The 17,689-nt window shown below is 62.6% G+C and carries 23 protein-coding genes and 1 pseudogene; 19 read left to right on the top strand and 5 right to left on the bottom strand.

Annotated features, from left to right (window positions below):
* The first annotated feature begins 44 nt into the window (after positions 1–44).
* Together ACE3OV_RS01810 and ACE3OV_RS01805 are read left to right on the top strand one after the other, a co-directional pair.
* Positions 45–2,135, top strand: coding sequence for an autotransporter outer membrane beta-barrel domain-containing protein (locus ACE3OV_RS01810; RefSeq protein ID WP_374324435.1), 2,091 nt, complete (start codon positions 45–47; stop codon positions 2,133–2,135).
* Positions 2,041–3,009, top strand: coding sequence for an alpha/beta hydrolase (locus ACE3OV_RS01805; protein WP_374326244.1), 969 nt, complete (start codon positions 2,041–2,043; stop codon positions 3,007–3,009). Before ACE3OV_RS01810 ends, ACE3OV_RS01805 begins: the two co-directional genes overlap by 95 nt.
* On the opposite strand, the gene apaG is transcribed toward ACE3OV_RS01805, so the two are convergent.
* Positions 3,006–3,389, bottom strand: coding sequence for a Co2+/Mg2+ efflux protein ApaG (apaG, locus tag ACE3OV_RS01800; RefSeq protein ID WP_374324434.1), 384 nt, complete (start codon positions 3,387–3,389; stop codon positions 3,006–3,008). The genes ACE3OV_RS01805 and apaG overlap by 4 nt on opposite strands.
* Positions 3,390–3,424: 35 nt before the next feature.
* Here apaG and rpe point away from each other — a divergent pair, with 35 nt between their 5' ends.
* The 15 genes and pseudogenes from rpe to ACE3OV_RS01725 all read left to right on the top strand — a co-directional run bounded on the left by rpe (position 3,425) and on the right by ACE3OV_RS01725 (position 12,840).
* Positions 3,425–4,126, top strand: a complete 702-nt coding sequence (gene rpe / locus ACE3OV_RS01795; protein ID WP_374324433.1) for a ribulose-phosphate 3-epimerase — start codon at positions 3,425–3,427, stop codon at positions 4,124–4,126.
* Positions 4,127–4,354: 228 nt separating this feature from the next.
* On the top strand, positions 4,355–5,830 hold the full coding sequence (gene trpE / locus ACE3OV_RS01790; protein WP_374324432.1) for an anthranilate synthase component I: 1,476 nt from the start codon (positions 4,355–4,357) through the stop codon (positions 5,828–5,830).
* Positions 5,831–5,840: 10 nt separating this feature from the next.
* Positions 5,841–6,425 carry an aminodeoxychorismate/anthranilate synthase component II gene (locus ACE3OV_RS01785; RefSeq protein WP_374324430.1) on the top strand — a complete coding sequence of 195 codons (585 nt, stop codon included), beginning with the start codon at positions 5,841–5,843 and terminating at the stop codon, positions 6,423–6,425.
* A gap of 42 nt (positions 6,426–6,467) precedes the next feature.
* The gene (locus ACE3OV_RS01780; protein WP_374324429.1) at positions 6,468–6,695 is read left to right on the top strand and encodes a hypothetical protein; all 228 of its coding nucleotides are present in this window, start codon (positions 6,468–6,470) and stop codon (positions 6,693–6,695) included.
* The gene (locus ACE3OV_RS01775; RefSeq protein ID WP_374324427.1) at positions 6,692–7,102 is read left to right on the top strand and encodes a type II toxin-antitoxin system VapC family toxin; all 411 of its coding nucleotides are present in this window, start codon (positions 6,692–6,694) and stop codon (positions 7,100–7,102) included. The genes ACE3OV_RS01780 and ACE3OV_RS01775 overlap by 4 nt, the downstream gene beginning before the upstream one ends.
* Positions 7,099–8,124, top strand: coding sequence for an anthranilate phosphoribosyltransferase (gene trpD / locus ACE3OV_RS01770; protein ID WP_374324425.1), 1,026 nt, complete (start codon positions 7,099–7,101; stop codon positions 8,122–8,124). The genes ACE3OV_RS01775 and trpD overlap by 4 nt, the downstream gene beginning before the upstream one ends.
* A gap of 30 nt (positions 8,125–8,154) precedes the next feature.
* The gene (locus tag ACE3OV_RS01765; protein WP_374324423.1) at positions 8,155–8,745 is read left to right on the top strand and encodes a Uma2 family endonuclease; all 591 of its coding nucleotides are present in this window, start codon (positions 8,155–8,157) and stop codon (positions 8,743–8,745) included.
* 45 nt (positions 8,746–8,790) lie between these two features.
* Positions 8,791–9,051: a type II toxin-antitoxin system Phd/YefM family antitoxin gene (locus ACE3OV_RS01760; protein ID WP_374324420.1), complete on the top strand. Its 261-nt coding sequence runs from the start codon at positions 8,791–8,793 to the stop codon at positions 9,049–9,051.
* Entirely contained in the window at positions 9,041–9,295 is a 255-nt protein-coding gene (locus ACE3OV_RS01755; RefSeq protein WP_374324418.1) for a Txe/YoeB family addiction module toxin, read from the top strand. The genes ACE3OV_RS01760 and ACE3OV_RS01755 overlap by 11 nt, the downstream gene beginning before the upstream one ends.
* Positions 9,296–9,297: 2 nt before the next feature.
* On the top strand, positions 9,298–10,086 hold the full coding sequence (trpC, locus tag ACE3OV_RS01750) for an indole-3-glycerol phosphate synthase TrpC (protein ID WP_374324416.1): 789 nt from the start codon (positions 9,298–9,300) through the stop codon (positions 10,084–10,086).
* 64 nt (positions 10,087–10,150) lie between these two features.
* The gene (locus ACE3OV_RS01745; RefSeq protein WP_374324414.1) at positions 10,151–10,342 is read left to right on the top strand and encodes a hypothetical protein; all 192 of its coding nucleotides are present in this window, start codon (positions 10,151–10,153) and stop codon (positions 10,340–10,342) included.
* Positions 10,342–10,650: a type II toxin-antitoxin system RelE/ParE family toxin gene (locus ACE3OV_RS01740; RefSeq protein ID WP_374324412.1), complete on the top strand. Its 309-nt coding sequence runs from the start codon at positions 10,342–10,344 to the stop codon at positions 10,648–10,650. Before ACE3OV_RS01745 ends, ACE3OV_RS01740 begins: the two co-directional genes overlap by 1 nt.
* Positions 10,651–10,652: 2 nt before the next feature.
* Positions 10,653–10,943: pseudogene (gene trpC / locus ACE3OV_RS01735) on the top strand (indole-3-glycerol-phosphate synthase TrpC); the annotation flags it as partial.
* Between the two features lie 173 nt (positions 10,944–11,116).
* Positions 11,117–12,235 carry a porin gene (locus ACE3OV_RS01730; protein WP_374324410.1) on the top strand — a complete coding sequence of 373 codons (1,119 nt, stop codon included), beginning with the start codon at positions 11,117–11,119 and terminating at the stop codon, positions 12,233–12,235.
* Between the two features lie 101 nt (positions 12,236–12,336).
* On the top strand, positions 12,337–12,840 hold the full coding sequence (locus ACE3OV_RS01725) for an acyloxyacyl hydrolase (protein WP_374324408.1): 504 nt from the start codon (positions 12,337–12,339) through the stop codon (positions 12,838–12,840).
* A 132-nt stretch (positions 12,841–12,972) separates the two neighbouring features.
* On the opposite strand, the gene proB is transcribed toward ACE3OV_RS01725, so the two are convergent.
* The 4 genes from proB to rplU all read right to left on the bottom strand — a co-directional run bounded on the left by proB (position 12,973) and on the right by rplU (position 15,826).
* A complete protein-coding gene (proB, locus tag ACE3OV_RS01720) occupies positions 12,973–14,091 on the bottom strand; it encodes a glutamate 5-kinase (RefSeq protein ID WP_374324406.1) in 1,119 nt (372 codons plus the stop codon).
* Complete coding sequence (gene cgtA / locus ACE3OV_RS01715; protein ID WP_374324403.1) at positions 14,088–15,161, bottom strand: Obg family GTPase CgtA; 1,074 nt, start codon at positions 15,159–15,161, stop codon at positions 14,088–14,090. The genes proB and cgtA overlap by 4 nt, the downstream gene beginning before the upstream one ends.
* Before the next feature lie 68 nt (positions 15,162–15,229).
* Positions 15,230–15,493: a 50S ribosomal protein L27 gene (gene rpmA, locus ACE3OV_RS01710; RefSeq protein ID WP_076092045.1), complete on the bottom strand. Its 264-nt coding sequence runs from the start codon at positions 15,491–15,493 to the stop codon at positions 15,230–15,232.
* 21 nt (positions 15,494–15,514) lie between these two features.
* Positions 15,515–15,826, bottom strand: a complete 312-nt coding sequence (gene rplU, locus ACE3OV_RS01705; protein WP_374324401.1) for a 50S ribosomal protein L21 — start codon at positions 15,824–15,826, stop codon at positions 15,515–15,517.
* 125 nt (positions 15,827–15,951) lie between these two features.
* Here rplU and ACE3OV_RS01700 point away from each other — a divergent pair, with 125 nt between their 5' ends.
* Both ACE3OV_RS01700 and ACE3OV_RS01695 read left to right on the top strand, forming a co-directional pair.
* On the top strand, positions 15,952–16,296 hold the full coding sequence (locus ACE3OV_RS01700) for an FKBP-type peptidyl-prolyl cis-trans isomerase (RefSeq protein ID WP_028994363.1): 345 nt from the start codon (positions 15,952–15,954) through the stop codon (positions 16,294–16,296).
* Positions 16,293–17,633 (top strand): pseudouridine synthase, encoded by a 1,341-nt coding sequence (locus ACE3OV_RS01695; RefSeq protein WP_374324398.1) that lies wholly within the window; start codon positions 16,293–16,295, stop codon positions 17,631–17,633. Before ACE3OV_RS01700 ends, ACE3OV_RS01695 begins: the two co-directional genes overlap by 4 nt.
* The last annotated feature ends 56 nt before the right edge of the window (positions 17,634–17,689 follow it).

Genomic DNA, 17,689 nt, shown 5'->3' with positions numbered 1-17,689 from the left:
GTCGCCCGCCGGTGGCGACATTTTGCATTGATCAAGGAGTTTTCATGAAGGGTTTCAAGCGTAATCTGCTTTTTGCAGCAGTGGTTTCGGCATTGGGCGGCGCAGCGCATGCCGCGAGCACCATCGACATGGTGGTCGCGATTGACGAAAGCGGCTCGATGTCCGGAGAGCACAACCAGTTCATCGGCTCGTACATCGAAAACCTCGACAACGTGCTCAACGCCCAGAGTGTGACGGTCAACCGTTACGGTCTGGGTGGTTTCGGTGGAAGTGCCTCCCAGGGTATTTCAGCCAACGAAGCTGGGCGTGAAACCAGTAGTAGGGCGCTTTACCGGCACCTTGATCTGTCCAGCGGTGTTGATGCCGTGTGGGGGGATGCTGCCGAGTTCAAATTAGTGACGCCGCAGCTGGATACTTCTGGCGGTACCGAAGACGGTTACCGGATGATCGATTACGTGTTGCGCAACTATCAGTTCCGTAACAACGCCGGGGCATCGATTCTGCTGATTACCGACGAGGATCGGGATGTCGATGCTGGCGGTACGCCGGTTACCAGCGGATTGCCGCAAGGGCAGACGATTTACGATACGAACACGGCCAACAATACCGCAACGATGCAGCAGATGCTGGCGCAGAAGCACATCGTCCTGCACAGCGTGGTCAATCAGCGCTTCACCGACAGCCAGGGCCGCACCGCGATCGCCATCGTCGGTGCCGATCCGGCGACGGGTTTTGCTTTCGTCAAGGACCCGGTAACCGGCGTGGTGAGCAAGGTTCAGGGCTACGCCATCGTGCCCAATTCCCCCAATAGTATTGGCGCTACTACGGAAGCCGATTACACCAAACTGTCGTTGGCAACTGGTGGCACCGTGATGGATATCGACCAGTTGCGCAGCGTGTATCACGATTTGACGGCCTTGGGTTCGTTGTCGCAGGAGTTGGCCAAGATCGTGGCGGCGATTTCGCAGGGGCAGGGGACCGTGGTCGGTATCGATTGCAGCGTGGCAAGCGGTCAGGCGGCCCGGCTTTGCCGGGCGCTGGGCCAAACCAGCAATAACAGTCTGCTGACGCTGCTTCCTTCGGGCAACGCTGCTGCTGTCCGCGCCGGTCTTGATCGGATGTTGCCGCATTCCATCATGGCGGCGCGTAGTTCGGTCATCCGAGGGGCCAGCCAGTACCGGCGTCAGATCTTCAGTCGGCTGGCCAAGATTCGTGGCAATTACAACCCTTCCGCCCATCACATCTCACTGGCGCCGACTCCGATGGGCGCAACGGGGCTTAGCGGTGGTGCCGCCAGTGCCGACGACATGGATGACACCGGGTTCTTCATCCGGGGCAGTTACGGCGAGGCGCGCCAGTCGAGTGACGACGGGATCAATGGCTATCGCTCGGATACCTACAGTGTGGCAGTCGGCGCCGACCGGCGGATCAACAGCAAGCTGTTGCTCGGCGCGTCGTTCGGCTACGTGCATGGCGATTCCGATGTAAGCGGCATGTCGGGAACCGGTGCGGAGAACAGCATGTACATGCTTTCCGGCTTCGGTTCCTACGAGTTCTCGCCCTCCTGGTTCGTCGAGGGTATGCTGGGCTACGGGCGCGTTGTCATCGATACGCAGCGGACGGTTGCTGGAACCCGCCTTTCCGGCGACACCCATGCCAATCAATGGAATATTTCGCTCGGTTTGGCCAAGGAGATCGCGCTGAATGAAGCGACCACGTTGAAGCCTTTCGGTCAGTTGCACTACACCAATGTCGCGATTGATGGCTATCGTGAAAAGGGCGGTGCGCCGGCTTTGCTCTATAAGGACAATACGATCGATTCCCTGGTGTCCGAGATCGGCCTTGCTGCCGAGCGCAAGCTGAACAATGGTTGGGCGGTTAACGGCAGCTTGGCTTGGGAACACGAGTTCAGCAACGATAGCCGCTCGATCCGTACGGCATTCGTCGCCGATCCGGCCAATACCGTGTTCCGCGTCAAGGGCGTGGACGGCCAGCGTGACTATGGCCGTGTTGCCGTCGGCGTCAGCAAGGAGATCGATCGTGACCGCTCCTTCTTCGTCAACCTCGATGGCGTCGTCGGTAACAGCGATTACCGCGATTACACGCTGGAATTCAAGTATCGCCAAAGCTTCTGATCCGGCGAGCATGTCGCGGTTGAAAAATACGCTGGCGGGGTTGCTCCCGCCAGTTTTTTTGTCTCTCCTGCTGGCGTTTTCCGCCAGTTGCTTGCTGGGCGCTTGTGCCGGTTCGCAGGCACGCTTTGAAAGCTTGCGTGACAGCGCTTCCTTGCGTCAGGAAGTTGTTTCGGCGCAAGGGTTTCGCCTCTTGCTGCTCGAGCGTTCGAAGCCGATCGAGCAAGGGGGGCACGTTCATGTTTACATCGAAGGTGATGGGCGTCCCTGGATTGCAGGGGGCGAGGTGGTCGCCGCCGACCCGACGCCGCGCAAACCGATGGCGCTGGAACTGCTTGTTCAGGACGAGCGCGCCGCGCTATATCTGGGCCGGCCCTGTTATTTCGTCGGTAACGGTGATGCCGCGTGCGCGCCGCAATGGTGGACCAGCCAGCGTTATGCGGACCGAGTGGTCCAGGCAATGGCTGATGCACTTGCCGATTGGCTGAGGCGCCAGCCAGCAATCAGCAGCGTCAGTCTGATCGGGTATTCGGGCGGTGGGGTTCTCGCCATGCTGCTCGCCGAGCGCGTTCCGCAAGTCCGGCGAGTGGTGACGATCGCTTCGCCACTGGATCATGAGCGCTGGACGGCCTTGCACGGATATTCACCGCTTGCCGGCTCCCTGAATGTGGCCAAGATAAGTCACTGGCGCGCAGATGTGTTGCGGCAGGCGATATTCGGTGCCGAAGACCGGAATGTTCCCGCCGCGGCAATGCAGCATGCGCTACCGCCGGGAACGGAAGTTCTGGTCCTGCCGGGAATGGCGCATGAATGCTGCGGCGATCATGCCTGGACCAGCCTCCTGGGGCGCTTGAACAGCGCGGTCGCTTTGCCTTAGTGCAGCGCCCGCGGAATCGCCAGCACGAACTCGGGAATCTCGGCGTCGAAATGCGTGCCGTCCTCGGCCACCATCTGGTAGCTGCCTTTCATTGTCCCAATCGGTGTCGTCAGCGGAGTGCCGCTGGTGTATTCGAAACGCTCGCCCGGTTGCAGTAGCGGCTGCTTGCCGACGACGCCGAGGCCGCGCACTTCCTGTACCTGATTGTTGGCGTCGGTGATGATCCAGTGCCGTGACACCAGTTGCGCCGCCACGCTGCCGACATTGCGGATGGCGATGGTGTAGGCGAAGACGTAGCGGTTGTCGTCGGGGTCGGACTGGTCGGGGATGAATTGCGGGGTGGGGATGATTTCGATGCGGTACTTGTCGGGGGCGCTCATGGGATAATTTGGTCTCTTGTTTTCAGGGAAGCATCATGTCAGCCAGGGATTTCGTCATTGCACCGAGCATTCTGTCCGCCAATTTCGCCAAACTGGGCGAGGAAGTGGCCAACGTCATCGCCGCTGGCGCCGACTGGATTCACTTCGACGTGATGGACAACCATTATGTTCCCAACCTGACCATCGGCCCACTGGTTTGCGAGGCGATCCGCCCGTGTACCGACGCGCCGATCGACGTACACCTGATGGTCAAGCCGGTCGACCGCATCGTGCCCGATTTCGCCAAGGCGGGCGCCAACATCATCACCTTCCACCCGGAAGCCTCCGAGCACATCGACCGCACGCTGTCGCTGATCCGCGACGCCGGTTGCCAGGCCGGCCTGGTCTTCAACCCGGCGACGCCGCTCGATTACATGGACTACGTCATGGACAAGCTCGACGTCGTCCTGCTGATGAGCGTCAACCCCGGCTTCGGTGGCCAGAAGTTCATCCCCGGCACGCTGGCCAAGGCGCGCGCAGCCCGGGCCAGACTCGACGCCTACGAACGCGACAGCGGCCGGCGCATCCGCCTGGAAATTGATGGTGGCGTGAACACCGGCAACATCGCCGAAATCGCTCGCGCCGGGGTCGATGCCTTCGTCGCCGGTTCGGCCGTCTACGGCGCCGGCAAGGACAGCGATGCGCATCGCTACGACTCAATCATCGCCGCCCTGCGCGGCGAACTGGCCAAAGTCTGAGGCGCTACCGGGTGGACAGCGGCAAAGCGCATGCGCTAGACTGCGTTCCACCCGCTGCCTCCGGCCGGGACTTCTCTACACCTCACGACAAATGACTGCTTCCCGCAACTGGATCATCGAGCTTCGTTGGCGCCCCTGGCGTCCATAATCTCTCGCCCGTCTGGCGCCGAGTCTGTCGGCGCACCCAGTTGCAGCACCCCGTCATCGTTGTCGTACCCGAGGTATCCCATGACCGAAACCGAATTCAACGCGCTCGCCGCGCAAGGCTACAACCGTATTCCCGTCACGCTGGAAACGTTTGCCGATCTCGACACGCCGCTGTCGATTTACCTGAAGCTGACCAACGGGCCGTTTACCTATCTGCTCGAATCGGTGCAGGGCGGCGAACGCTTCGGCCGCTATTCCATCATCGGCCTGGCCTCGCCGACGCGCATCGTCGTCACCGGCCACGAGGTGCTGGTGCTGACCGGCAACCGCATCGCCGAGCGCGAGAACGACGCCAACCCGCTCGATTTCATCGACAGCTACATGAAGCGCTTCCGGGCGCCCGAGGCGACCGGCCTGCCGCGCTTCCTGGGTGGTCTGGTCGGCTGCTTCGGCTACGACACGATCCGCTACATCGAGACCAAGCTGACCAAGACCCAGCGCCCGGATGAAATCGGCACGCCTGACATCCAGTTGCTGCTGTCCGAGGAAATCGCCGTCGTCGACAACCTGTCCGGCAAGCTGACGCTGATCGTCTATGCCGAACCCGGCTTTCCCGGCGCTTACCAGAAGGCGCGCGCCCGGCTCAAGGAACTGCTCGCCAGGCTGCGCCAGCCGGTGAGCATTCCCGCCGAACAGCCGGCGCACTCGGAACCGGCGGTGTCGGTGTTCGGCGAGGCGGCGTTCAAGCAGGCGGTGAAAAAGGCCAAGGACTACATCACCGACGGCGACATCATGCAGGTGGTGCTGTCGCAGCGCATGACCAAGCCCTTCCACGCCAGCCCGCTGGCGCTGTACCGGACGCTGCGCAGCCTCAACCCGTCGCCCTACATGTTCTATTTCGACTTCGAGGACTACCACGTCGTCGGCGCCTCGCCGGAAATTCTGGTCCGCCTCGAAGGCGACCGCGTCACCGTGCGTCCGATCGCCGGCACGCGCAAACGCGGCGTCTCGCCGGAAGAGGATGCGGCGCTGGCCGAAGATCTGCTGTCGGACGCCAAGGAGCTGGCCGAGCACACCCAGTTGCTCGACCTTGGCCGCAACGACTGCGGTCGCGTCGCCAGGATCGGCAGCGTCAAGCTGACCGAGCGCATGGTCATCGAACGCTACTCGCACGTGATGCACATTGTCTCCAACGTCGAAGGCCGGCTGGAGAAAGGCCTCGATGCGGTCGACGTACTTAAGGCAACTTTCCCGGCCGGCACCGTCTCCGGTGCGCCCAAGGTGCGGGCGATGGAAATCATCGACGAACTGGAACCGGTCAAGCGCGGCATCTACGCCGGCTCGGTCGGTTACCTCGGCTTCAACGGCGACATGGACCTGGCCATTGCCATCCGTACCGCCGTGGTCAAGGACGGCAAGCTGCACGTCCAGGCCGGCGCCGGCATCGTTGCCGATTCCGATCCGCAGTCCGAATGGGAAGAAACCCGGAACAAGGCGCGCGCCGTGCTGCGCGCCGCCGAACTGGCCGAGCAGGGCCTGAACACGCGGATGGATTGAGGGAGCAGCCATGTTATTGATGATCGACAACTACGACAGCTTCACCTACAACCTGGTCCAGTATTTCGGCGAGCTCGGGCAGGAGGTCAAGGTCTTTCGCAACGACGCCATCACGCTGGCCGAGATCGCCCGCCTCAAGCCCGACTACCTCGTCATCTCGCCCGGCCCCTGCGCGCCGGCGCAGGCCGGCGTGTCGCTGGCGGCGATCAAGGAATTCGCCGGCAAGATCCCGCTACTCGGCGTCTGCCTCGGCCACCAGTCGATCGGCGAGGCCTTCGGCGGGCGCATCGTGCACGCCAGGACGCTGATGCACGGCAAGGTGTCGCCGGTGCACCACAAGAACGAGGGCGTTTTCCGCAATCTGCCCAATCCGCTGACCTGCACCCGTTACCACTCGCTGGCCATCGAGCGTGCCAGCCTGCCCGATTGTCTCGACGTCACGGCGTGGACCGAGGACGGCGAGATCATGGGCGTGCGTCACAAGACGCTGGCCGTCGAAGGCGTCCAGTTCCACCCGGAATCGATCCTGACCGAGCGCGGTCACGACCTGTTGAACAATTTCCTGCAGGAACATCGTCTGCCGGCCAAGGTCTGAGCGTGTAATATACGTGGGAGTATAAGTGTCTGGAGGTGAGGCATGGCGCAACTGACCCTGTATCTCGACGAAAACACGGAACGCCTGGTCAAGGCCTCGGCCGAGGCGGCCGGGCTGTCGCAAAGCCGCTGGGTGGCGGAAGTCATCCAGCGTGCCGCTGCACCCGCTTGGCCACCGGGGGTCAGCGAAGCGCTCGGCAGCTGGCCGGACTTCCCGGAAGCTGAATCCCTGCGTGCCGGCACCGTCGATTTGCCACGTGAGTCGCTGTGATCCACGCGCCTGATACCAACACCGTCGCTTATGCTTTCAAGGGCATGGGCGGCGTGCGCGAACGATTGCTGGCAACGCCGCGCGACCAGGTGGCCTTGCCCGCCATCGTCGTGTACGAAATCGAATATGGACTGGCCCGCCTGCCGGTCGGCGAGCGTCGCCGCCAGCAATGGGCTGAATTCGTCAACAGCATCCGCATTCTGCCGCTCAACGCCGAGGCCGCGCGCCAGGCCGCCCTGATCAGTGCGGAGCTGGAGGCGAGCGGCCAGGGTATCGGTCCGCAGGATGTTCTGATCGCCGGCATCGCCGTCGCCCACGGCGCCACGCTGGTCACCCGCAATCTGCGCGAGTTTGGTCGCATCGGCCGGCTCGCCACCATCAACTGGTACGAGGAACCCACCCCATGACCCCGCAAGCCGCCCTCCAGCGCGTCATCGAGCATCGCGAAATCTTCCACGACGAAATGGTTTCGCTGATGCGCCAGATCATGAGCGGCGAAGTCTCGCCGGTGATGATCGCCGCCATCGTCACCGGATTGCGCGTCAAGAAGGAAACCATCGGCGAGATCGCCGCCGCCGCCAGCGTCATGCGCGAGTTGGCGACGCCGGTCAAGGTGCCTTACGACAAGCATTTCGTCGATATCGTCGGCACCGGCGGCGACGCCGCGCACAGCTTCAATATCTCCACCACCTCGATCTTCGTCGCCGCCGCCGCCGGCGCCAAGGTGGCCAAGCACGGCGGGCGCAGCGTGTCGTCGAGCTCGGGCAGTGCCGACGTGCTCGAGGCGCTCGGCGCTAACATCAACCTGTCGCCGGAAAAAGTCGCTGCCTGCATCGAGCAGTGCGGCATCGGTTTCATGTTTGCGCCCAACCACCACAGCGCGATGAAGCACGTCGCGCCGGTGCGCCGCGAGATGGGCGTCCGTACCATCTTCAACATCCTCGGCCCGCTGACCAACCCGGCGGCCGCGCCGAATACGCTGATGGGCGTCTTCCACCCCGACCTGGTCGGCATCCAGGTGCGCGTCATGCAACGCCTCGGCGCCGAGCGCGTGCTGGTCGTGCATGGCAAGGACAATCTCGACGAAATCTCGCTCGGCGCGACGACGCTGATCGGCGAACTGAAGGACGGCGAAGTCCGCGAATACGAAGTGCATCCGGAAGACTTTGGTCTGCAGATGATGTCGCTCAGGAACCTGCGCGTTGGCAGCGCCGACGAGTCCAAAGCGATGATGCTGTCCGCGCTTGACAACCAGCCGGGCGCCGCCCGCGAGATCGTCTGCCTCAACGCCGGCGCCGCACTCTACGTCGCCAACGCTGCCGACAGCATCGCTGAAGGCATCGCCAAGGCTCGCGAAGCCATCGCCAGCGGTGCCGCGCGCGCGAAGCTGGCGCAGTTCGTCGAATGCACGCAGGCTTTGGCGGCATAATCCGGGAACCGCAGATTGCAGGAGTTCGTCATGGCCCTGGCTCAGGAAAAAGCGAAGTTCGATGCCGCCGCCTACCTTGCGTGGGAGGCGGAGCAGCCAAACCGTAACGAATACATCGCTGGCGAAGTCTTTGCGATGGTTGGCGTGCGCTTGTCCCATAACGTCGCTACCGGAAATTTGTACAACGCCTTGCGCAATGCTCTCAAAGGCAGCCCCTGCCGGGTGTACATCGAATCGGTCAAAACCCGCATCGAGGCGGCAGACTGCTTCTTCTACCCTGACATCGCGGTCACCTGCGATGCCCGCGACCGTGCCACGCCCGACTTCATCAGCCACCCGCTGCTGGTCGTCGAAGTGCTCTCCGAATCGACCGCCGCTTTCGATCGCGGCGACAAGTTTGCTGCCTACCGCAAACTGCCGAGTCTGCAGGAGTACGTCCTCGTCGACCTACCAGCCAAACGGGTGGAAATCTTCCGCCGCAACGCCGAGCAGCACTGGGTGCTGTATGAATATTTCGACGGTGACGAAATCAACTTCGCCTCGCTATCGCTGAAGCTCCCCGTCGCTACAGTGCTGGAAGATACCGAGGAAATCGTCGATCTGCCGGCGCCGCAGGCTTGACGCAAGCCAGCTATTGTACGAGTATTTGTACAAAGGAGTTTGCCCATGGAAGCCATGACCTACAGCTACACCCGCCAGCATTTCGCCGACGTGATGGATCGCGTCAATGAAGATCGTGCGCCCTTGCTGATAACCCGTCAGCAGGGCAAGCCGGTGGTCATGATGTCGCTCGACGATTTCAATGCGCTGGAGGAAACTGCCTACCTGTTGCGCAGTCCTGCCAATGCCGCCCGTTTGATCGAAGCTGTGGGGCAGTTGCGTGCCGGTGGCGGTCAGGTCCGGGAACTGCGGCCTGATGCAGATTAGGTTTTCCGATCGTGCCTGGGAGGATTGCCTGTACTGGCAACAGTCCGACAAAATCACCCTGAGGCGCATCAACAGTCTGATCAAAGAGATACAACGCAGCCCGTTTGAAGGGATCGGCAAGCCCGAACCCTTGCGTCACAATCTTGCCGGTTTCTGGTCACGTCGCATCGACGAACAGCACCGTCTGGTCTATGCCATCGAAGCCGATTGCATCCTGCTTGCCCAATGCCGTTATCACTATTGAACATGTCCGACATCCTGAACAAGATCATCGCCACCAAGCGCGAGGAAATCGCCGCTGGCCTCGCCGTCAAACCGCTTGCCGCGCTCGAAGGCGAAGCCGCGCAACAAGCCGCGCCGCGTGACTTTGTCGGTGCCATTCGCGCCAAGCTCGCCTGCGGCCAGGCCGCCGTGATCGCTGAAATCAAGAAGGCCAGCCCGTCGAAAGGCGTCATCCGCGCCGATTTCCGTCCCGCCGACATCGCTCGCAGTTACGCCGAGCACGGCGCCGCCTGTCTGTCGGTGTTGACTGATCGCCAGTATTTCCAGGGGGCCCCCGAATACCTGCAGGCCGCCCGCGCCGCCTGTACCCTGCCGGTGCTGCGCAAGGACTTCATCGTCGATGCCTACCAGGTTGCCGAAGCCCGCGCCATGGGCGCCGACGCTATCCTGCTCATCGCCGCCGCGCTCAGCCTGCCGCAAATGCAGGCACTGGAACGGCAGGCCATGGACTACGGCATGGCCGTGCTGGTCGAAGTGCACAACGGCGAAGAACTCGACGCCGCGTTGCAGTTGCAGACGCCGCTGCTCGGCATCAACAATCGCAACCTGCGCACTTTCGAGGTCAGCCTCGACACCACGCTCGGCCTGCTCGAACGCATTGGGCCGGATCGTATTGTGGTTACCGAAAGTGGCATCCTCAGGCCGGAAGATGTTGCTCTGATGCGCGGCCACGCGGTCAATGCCTTCCTCGTTGGCGAAGCCTTCATGCGTGCCGACGAGCCGGGCGAGGAGCTTGGCAGGCTGTTTTGTTGAGAAAAGACAGGTGGCTGAATATTGTTCGTATAATCAAGCCTGTCCAACGACAAAAGGAACGATCATGGATTCCAATCCTCTTGATCCCTGTGTTTCCCAGTTTGAAACCCAAGCTCAGGCTATCAGCTATGAGCAATGGTTTTGCGACAAGGTGCAGGCGGCGATTGATAGCGACAAGGCCAGACTGCCGCATGATCAGGTCATGGCTGAAATGTGGGCTGCCATTGATCGGCATCAGGGAAAAAAAGTCGCCTGATGTTACCTCTGGTCTGGTCGGAGGAGGCTCGTGGCGACTTGCTGGAAATTGTTTCCTATGTGGCTGAGCGAGATCCGCGTGCCGCTATGAGCTTGGGCCATGCAATCGAGCAAGGCGTTTGGCCGTTGTCTGAGCATCCGTTCCTGTTCAAGGCTAGTGAACGCATTGCCGGTTGTCGGGAAATAGTGATTCATCCCAATTATGTCCTGGTGTACCGGGTTACGCTGGAGTGCATTGAAATCCTTCGGGTGATGCACACACGTCGGCAATTTCCGTTTGATTCAGGTTCTCGCAAGCACCAACAGTAATCGTGCTGGACGAAGTGCACAACGGCGCGGAACTCGACGCCGCGCTGCAGTTGCAGACTCCCTTGCTCGGCATCAACAACCGCAACCTGCGTAGCTTCGAAGTCAGCCTCGACACCACGCTCGGCCTGCTGGGGCGTATCCCGCAGCAGCGCATCGTGGTCACCGAAAGCGCCATCCTGAAGCCCGAAGACGTCCGTCTGATGCGCCAAAGCGCCGTTCACGCCTTCCTCGTCGGCGAGGCTTTCATGCGTGCCGACGAGCCGGGCGAGGAACTGGCTCGGCTTTTTGCCTGAGGCTTGTTGCATCGATGCAACAGAGTTTCACAATGTGTAGGGGCTGTCCGGATTAAGCCTTGCCGCTTGCCAGTCCCCCTTGCACAATGCCCTTCAACTTCTCGATCCGAGAGGTAAAGCTTGGCTGGTTCCGCAAGGGGCGGCCAAAAACTAACCACTAAGGAGATTTTCTGATGCAAAAGAAGATTATCGCTCTGGCCGTCGCCGGCCTGGCTTCCACCGCTGCTTTCGCCCAGTCGAACGTTCAGATCTACGGCGTTGTTGATGTTGGCTACAACCGCACTTCTAGCTCCGACACCAGCACGTTCTCGAGCCGCAACGCTCTGGACAGCGGTCTGCAATCCGGTTCGCGCATCGGCTTCCGTGGTACGGAAGACCTGGGCAACGGCCTGAAGGCTTCCTTCGTTCTCGAATACGGCATCGGTGTTGACACCGGCGCTGGCCTGGCTGGCCCGGCTCGCCAGTCCTTCCTGGCTCTGTCCAACAACTACGGTACCGTTGCCGCTGGTCGTCAATACACCCCGCAATACGGCCTGATTTCCAAGGTTGATCCGTTTGGTGCCGGCACCGTTGGCGACGTGACCTACGGCCGTGGCGTTTACGGCATGGGTGCCGCTGTTGCTCCGACCACGATTCGCCTGAACAACCTGGTTGCCTACGTTTCCCCGTCGTTCAGCGGCTTCAACGTTATCGCCGGCTACACCGCCGACGGCCTGGGCGACGAAGACGCCACCTTGAAGACTGCCAAGGACGCCGACGCCGAAATCTGGGCGATCAACCCGAACTATTCGAATGGTCCGCTGTTCGTTGGTTTGAACTACCACCAAGTCAAGGTTGACGCTGCCGGTTACAAGGATCGCGTCTGGGATCTGGGCGCCAGCTACGACTTCGGTGTTGTCAAGCTTGCCGGCGTCTACGGTCAAATCAAGAACGACAACTACGGCGTTGCTGCCGCAATTCCCGGTGCGACTGGTGGTGACAACACCAAGTCCAAGCAGTGGATGATCGGTGCGACCATTCCGGTTGGTGCTGCCGGTAACGTCTTGGTTTCCTACTCGCGTAACAAGATCGACAGTGACTGGGTCGCTGCCGATGGCGCCAAGGCTTCCAAGTGGGCTCTGGGTTACACCCACGCTCTGTCGAAGCGCACCAATCTGTATGCTGTGTACGCAAAGATCAGCACCAACACCGAAGCTGAAGGCAGCTTCTCCGTCAAGGGTGGCGCTGCCATCGGCGGCGGTGCCGACGACTACACCTCGGGTCTGAACCTGGGCGTTCGTCACCAGTTCTAATCCAGTCCATCTGGTTTAGCGCAGTTAGAAGCGGCCGCTCTCCGGAGCGGCCGTTTTTCTTGTTTTGCATGGCACCTCGGGGTGCTTGATCGTTCAGTCTCATGAAGAAAAAAATCATCACTGGGGTTGCGGTCCTGGTGTCGTCGATGGCGACGATGCTGCAGGCCGAAGAATTGTTTGTGCAGGCAGGACAGGTGGTGAATCCATCGTCTGCTGGCGTGTTCGGTGCTGGCGTTGGCTTCGCTTTGCCCTGGTCCTTCCAGGAAGGGCGTCTTGCCAGTCGCCTGGACCTGTCGCTGGCGCATGCCGATACCAGGCGCGGTGGGCTGGTTCAGGTGGCGGTCATGCCGGTGTTGCGTTATCAGCCGCAGACGGTTGGTTTCTTTGCCGAGTTCGGTCTCGGGGCCGCTTATGTTTCGCGCACGCATTGGGATCGGCGTCACGATATGGGCAGTCGACTCAATTTCGCCAGCCGTCTCGGCGCAGGCTACGATTTTGGCGCTTACGCGCTTAGTCTGAATGTCTCGCACATTTCGAACGCCGGCCTGAAGCAGCCGAATGGTGGTGCGGACATCGTTGATCTGCGTTTGCTGCGCGCTTTCTGAGCGAGCTTCGCAGTAATGAAGAAGCGGCCGTCAGGCCGCTTTTTTCATGCATGAAAAGAAGGGGGGGCTTGCTCAGCCTGCGCCGTAGTCAGGCCATTCCCGGAATTTTCGTTGTTCGTGATGGGGGCCTGGTCAGGAAATGATCAGGTTGTCGCGGTGGATCATCTCCGGTTCATCGAGATAGCCAAGAATGGCTTCGATGTCGGCGGTGGTCTTGCGGGCGATCAGGCGGGCTTCGCCGCTGCCGTAGTTGGACAGGCCGCGGGCGACTTCGCGGCCGTCGGGGGCGATGCAGGCGACGGCGGCACCGCGTTCGAACTCGCCATCTACGGCAACGATGCCCACCGGCAGCAGACTCTTGCCTGATTTGAGCGCCTTGACTGCGCCGTCGTCCAGCACCAAGCGGCCGGCCAGTTGCAGATGGTCGGCCAGCCATTGCTTGCGTGCAGCCAGTGCTGGCGTCTCGGCGACGAGCAGAGTGCCGAGCGCTTCGCCGCTAGCCAGGCGCAGGATCGGGTCGGCCTCGTGGCCGCTGGCAATGACGGTGTCGGCGCCGCTGCGCGCGGCGCGCTTGGCGGCGATGACCTTGGTGATCATGCCGCCGGTGCCGACGCGGCTGCCGGCGCCGCCGGCCATCGCCTCCAGGGCCGGATCGCCGGCGCTGGCCTGGTCGATCAACGTCGCCGCCGGGTCCTTGCGCGGGTCGGCGGTGTACAGGCCTTGCTGGTCGGTGAGGATGATCAGGGTGTCGGCTTCGAGCAGGTTGGCGACCAGGGCGCCCAGCGTGTCGTTGTCGCCGAACTTGATCTCGTCGGTGATCACCGTGTCGTTCTCGTTGATGATCGGGATGACGCCGAGGCCGAGCAGGGTGTTCAGCGTGGCGCGGGCGTTCAGGTAGCGCTTGCGGTCGGCGAGGTCGTCGTGGGTGAGTAGGATCTGCGCGGTGTGCAGGCCGTGCTTGCTGAACGCGGCTTCGTAAACCTCGACCAGGCCGGCCTGGCCGACGGCAGCGGCGGCCTGTTTTTCATGCACGGTCTTCGGCCGGCGGCCCCAGCCCAGGCGCTGCACGCCGCAGGCAACGGCGCCGGAGGAGACGAGGATGACCTCGCGTCCCTGTTGGCGCAGCGCGGCGATCTGCCGCGCCCAACTGTCGATGGCGGCGAGGTCGAGGCCGTTGCCGTTGCTGGTGACGAGCGCCGAGCCGACCTTGACGACCAGGCGTTTGGCGGAAGCGAGGCGGCTGCGGCTCATTGTTCCTCGGCGGGCGTGTCTTCGTCGTCGTCGGCGATTTCCGGGCGGGCCATCTGTTCTAGGGCTTCCTGGATCGCGTAGATCAGCGGCTTGGTGCCGTCGCCGGTGATGGCGGTGATCGGGAACACCGGGCCGTCGTACTTGGTGGCCTTCTTGTAGGCCTTGAGGAAATCCTTGACAGCCTTTTCGCGGTCTTCCTCGGGAATCAGGTCGAGCTTGTTCAGCACCAGCCAGCGCGGCTTGTCGGCCAGCGCCGGGTCGTGTTTGAGCAGTTCGCCGACGATCGCCTTGGCGTCGCGGACCGGGTCGGCATCGGGATCGATCGGCGCGATATCGACCAGGTGCAGCAGAATGCGCGTGCGCTGCAGGTGCTTGAGGAAGCGGATGCCCAGCCCGGCGCCGTCGGCGGCGCCTTCGATCAGCCCGGGCACATCGGCCATGACGAAACTCTTCTCGGCGCCAACACGGACCACGCCGAGGTTCGGGTGCAGCGTCGTGAACGGGTAATCGGCGACTTTCGGCCGGGCCGACGAGACGGCGCGGATCAGCGTACTCTTGCCAGCGTTGGGCAGGCCGAGCAGGCCGACGTCTGCAAGCACGCGCAGTTCGAGGCTGACCTCGAATTCCTCGCCCGGCTCGCCCTTGGTGCACTGGCGCGGCGCGCGGTTGGTCGAGGACTTGAAGTGGGTGTTGCCGAGGCCGCCCTTGCCGCCCTTGGCGAGCAGGACTTTCTTGTCATGCACGTCGAGGTCGGCGAGGATTTCGCCGGTGTTCAGGTCGGAAATTACCGTGCCGACCGGCATGCGCAGAATGATGTCGTCGCCGCCCTTGCCGTAGCAGTCGGCGCTGCCACCGTTCTCGCCACGCTGGCCGAGGAACTTGCGGGTGTAGCGGTAATCGACCAGGGTGTTGATGTTGCGGTCGGCGATCACGTAGACGCTGCCGCCGCGACCGCCGTCGCCACCGTTGGGGCCGCCCATCGGGATGTATTTTTCGCGGCGGAAAGTGGCGATGCCGTTGCCGCCGTCGCCGGCTTTAACGTAGATCTTTGCTTCGTCAATGAACTTCATGCTTTCCGCCTCTGAAAATTAAAAAGCCCTATCCGGCGGATAGGGCTTCTGGGTTCCGCCGGTCCGAATTATTCGGCAGCCGGAACGATGGTGACCGTGCGGCGCTTCTTTTCGCCCTTGATGGCGAACTGGATGGTGCCATCCTTCAGCGCGAACAGGGTGTGGTCCTTGCCCATGCCGACGTTCTCGCCGGCGTGGAATTCGGTACCGCGCTGGCGAACGATGATGTTGCCGGCGAGAACGAATTGACCGCCGTAACGCTTGACGCCGAGTCGTTGTGCCTGTGAGTCGCGGCCGTTACGCGAACTGCCGCCTGCCTTTTTGTGTGCCATTTGCTAGCTCCTTCTCTGAACTCAGGCAGCGATCGTGTCGATGCGCAGTTCGGTGTAGTTCTGACGATGGCCCTGGCGCTTCTGGTAGTGCTTGCGACGGCGCATCTTGAAGATCTTGACCTTGTCGTGGCGGCCGTGGGAAACCACGGTGCACTTGACGGAGGCGCCAGCAACGAGCGGGGCGCCGACCTTCACCGACTCGCCTTCGCCTACCATGAGGACCTGATCGAGGGTGACTTCTGCGCCAACGTCTGCCGGTATCTGTTCTACTTTGAGTTTTTGGCCAGCGGAAACGCGATACTGCTTGCCGCCGGTTTTTATGACCGCATACATGGTTGGACTCCGGGAATGAACTAAGGGTACTACGAAGAACCGCGCATTATACGCAGAAGTTCATGAAAGTCAAAGGCTATCAATGGCTTGTGCTAGAATTTCGCGCTTTCGCAAAGGAGCTTCTCATGGCTGAAATCACCACGGCCTCCGGCCTGATCTACGAAGACACCGTCGAAGGCAGCGGCGCCGTCGCCGCCGCCGGCGCTTTCGTCACCGTGCATTACACCGGCTGGCTGACCGACGGCAGCAAGTTCGATTCGAGCAAGGATCGCAACGATCCCTTCCAGTTTCCGCTTGGCCAGGGCCATGTCATCAAGGGCTGGGACGAAGGCGTGCAGGGCATGAAGATCGGCGGCACCCGCAAGCTGACCATCCCGGCCCATCTCGGTTACGGTGCCCGCGGCGCCGGCGGCGTGATCCCGCCGAACGCGACGCTGGTCTTCGAGGTCGAACTCCTCGACCTGCAATGACCCAGCCGGACGATCCCTGGGCCAAATGGCGCAAGCCGGCGGCAGACGATGTTGCGGTCGATCGCAAGCCGTCCGCCGCCGTTGCGCCGGTAGATACCCCCAAGCCAGCCGCCGCGCCGGAGAAGTCGGCGGCGGCCAGTGCGCCGGCAAAGCCCGCGGCACCGGCCGAGCCGCAGGAGAACGTTGCGCCGACGCCGCCGACGGGGACGCTCGGTGTGCTCAAAACGCCAGGCGGCGAAACCACCGGCCGCAAACGCCCGGTGCGAGGCGGCGCGCTCGCCCGCAAGCCGCGCGAGACGCCGGCAGCGCCGTCGCGGCAACGCGAGGGGGGGCGTCCGGAAGGCGGGCGGTCAGCCTCCGCCAAGCCTCGTCAGGAACGCCAGGGCGAATGGCAGGAGAAGCGCCGGCCGGAAGGCGGACGCCAGGAAAAATTCGGGCAAGGCAGGGACGAACAGAAGCGCGATCGTCGCCCGGCCGGGGAAAATCCCTGGGCCCGCAAGCCTGCTAGCGAGGCGTCGCGCGGCAACGCCGGGGCGCGTCCGCCGCGGCCAGAGCGTGCCGAGCGGCCCGCCAGCCCGCCGCCAGCGGTCGTCGCCAGTGCTGAGGCACCGAGCGGTGTCCGCCTGTCCAAGGTGATGTCCGAGCGCGGCCTGTGTTCGCGCCGCGAGGCCGACCTCTGGATCGAGCGCGGCTGGGTCTTCGTCAATGGCGAGCAGGTCAGCGAACTCGGTTCGCGGATCGACCCCGACGCCCGCATCGAAATCTCGACCGAGGCGAAGAAGGACCAGGCCAAGGCGGTCACCATCCTGTTGCACAAGCCAGTCGGTTACGTCTCCGGGCAGCCGGAGCCGGGCTGCATCCCGGCGGTGACGCTGGTCTCCGCGGAAAACCAGCTGCCGCAGTCGGGCGGGCCCGAGTTCAAGCCGTGGATGCTGCGCGGCCTGGCGCCGGCCGGCCGGCTCGACGTCGATTCGACCGGCCTGCTGGTGCTGACCAGCGACGGTCGCGTCGCCAAACGCCTGATCGGCGAGGACAGCGAGGCGGAAAAGGAATACCTGGTGCGCGTTTCCGGACAGATGATCAAGGGCGGCCTCGAACTGCTCCGGCACGGCCTGGAACTCGACGGCAAGCCCTTGAAGCCGGCCTGGGTCAAGCAGTTGAACGAGGACCAGCTGCACTTCATCCTCAAGGAAGGCAAGAAGCGGCAGATCCGGCGCATGTGCGAACTGGTCGGTCTGAAAGTGATCGGTCTCAAGCGCGTGCGCATCGGCCGCATCCGCCTGGGCGACCTGCCCATGGGGCAGTGGCGCTTCCTGCGCGATGACGAGGCGTTCTGACGTCGCGGTGACGCAACGCCCATAAAAAAAACGCCGGCCGGGTCGCCCCGCCGGCG

Source organism: Azonexus sp., assembly GCF_041909095.1.
Lineage (GTDB): Bacteria > Pseudomonadota > Gammaproteobacteria > Burkholderiales > Rhodocyclaceae > Azonexus.
The sequence above is the reverse complement of the archived record's forward strand: the minus strand, read 5'-3'. Positions and strand labels throughout refer to the sequence as shown.

Coding starts and splice junctions, on each gene's coding strand:
- ACE3OV_RS01810 (WP_374324435.1), top strand. CDS start 45: ATGAAGGGTTTCAAGCGTAATCTGCTTTTTGCAGCAGTGGTTTCGGCA.
- apaG (WP_374324434.1), bottom strand. CDS start 3,389: ATGAGCGCCCCCGACAAGTACCGCATCGAAATCATCCCCACCCCGCAA.
- rpe (WP_374324433.1), top strand. CDS start 3,425: ATGTCAGCCAGGGATTTCGTCATTGCACCGAGCATTCTGTCCGCCAAT.
- trpE (WP_374324432.1), top strand. CDS start 4,355: ATGACCGAAACCGAATTCAACGCGCTCGCCGCGCAAGGCTACAACCGT.
- ACE3OV_RS01785 (WP_374324430.1), top strand. CDS start 5,841: ATGTTATTGATGATCGACAACTACGACAGCTTCACCTACAACCTGGTC.
- ACE3OV_RS01780 (WP_374324429.1), top strand. CDS start 6,468: ATGGCGCAACTGACCCTGTATCTCGACGAAAACACGGAACGCCTGGTC.
- trpD (WP_374324425.1), top strand. CDS start 7,099: ATGACCCCGCAAGCCGCCCTCCAGCGCGTCATCGAGCATCGCGAAATC.
- ACE3OV_RS01765 (WP_374324423.1), top strand. CDS start 8,155: ATGGCCCTGGCTCAGGAAAAAGCGAAGTTCGATGCCGCCGCCTACCTT.
- ACE3OV_RS01760 (WP_374324420.1), top strand. CDS start 8,791: ATGGAAGCCATGACCTACAGCTACACCCGCCAGCATTTCGCCGACGTG.
- ACE3OV_RS01755 (WP_374324418.1), top strand. CDS start 9,041: ATGCAGATTAGGTTTTCCGATCGTGCCTGGGAGGATTGCCTGTACTGG.
- trpC (WP_374324416.1), top strand. CDS start 9,298: ATGTCCGACATCCTGAACAAGATCATCGCCACCAAGCGCGAGGAAATC.
- ACE3OV_RS01745 (WP_374324414.1), top strand. CDS start 10,151: ATGGATTCCAATCCTCTTGATCCCTGTGTTTCCCAGTTTGAAACCCAA.
- ACE3OV_RS01740 (WP_374324412.1), top strand. CDS start 10,342: ATGTTACCTCTGGTCTGGTCGGAGGAGGCTCGTGGCGACTTGCTGGAA.
- ACE3OV_RS01730 (WP_374324410.1), top strand. CDS start 11,117: ATGCAAAAGAAGATTATCGCTCTGGCCGTCGCCGGCCTGGCTTCCACC.
- ACE3OV_RS01725 (WP_374324408.1), top strand. CDS start 12,337: ATGAAGAAAAAAATCATCACTGGGGTTGCGGTCCTGGTGTCGTCGATG.
- proB (WP_374324406.1), bottom strand. CDS start 14,091: ATGAGCCGCAGCCGCCTCGCTTCCGCCAAACGCCTGGTCGTCAAGGTC.
- cgtA (WP_374324403.1), bottom strand. CDS start 15,161: ATGAAGTTCATTGACGAAGCAAAGATCTACGTTAAAGCCGGCGACGGC.
- rpmA (WP_076092045.1), bottom strand. CDS start 15,493: ATGGCACACAAAAAGGCAGGCGGCAGTTCGCGTAACGGCCGCGACTCA.
- rplU (WP_374324401.1), bottom strand. CDS start 15,826: ATGTATGCGGTCATAAAAACCGGCGGCAAGCAGTATCGCGTTTCCGCT.
- ACE3OV_RS01700 (WP_028994363.1), top strand. CDS start 15,952: ATGGCTGAAATCACCACGGCCTCCGGCCTGATCTACGAAGACACCGTC.
- ACE3OV_RS01695 (WP_374324398.1), top strand. CDS start 16,293: ATGACCCAGCCGGACGATCCCTGGGCCAAATGGCGCAAGCCGGCGGCA.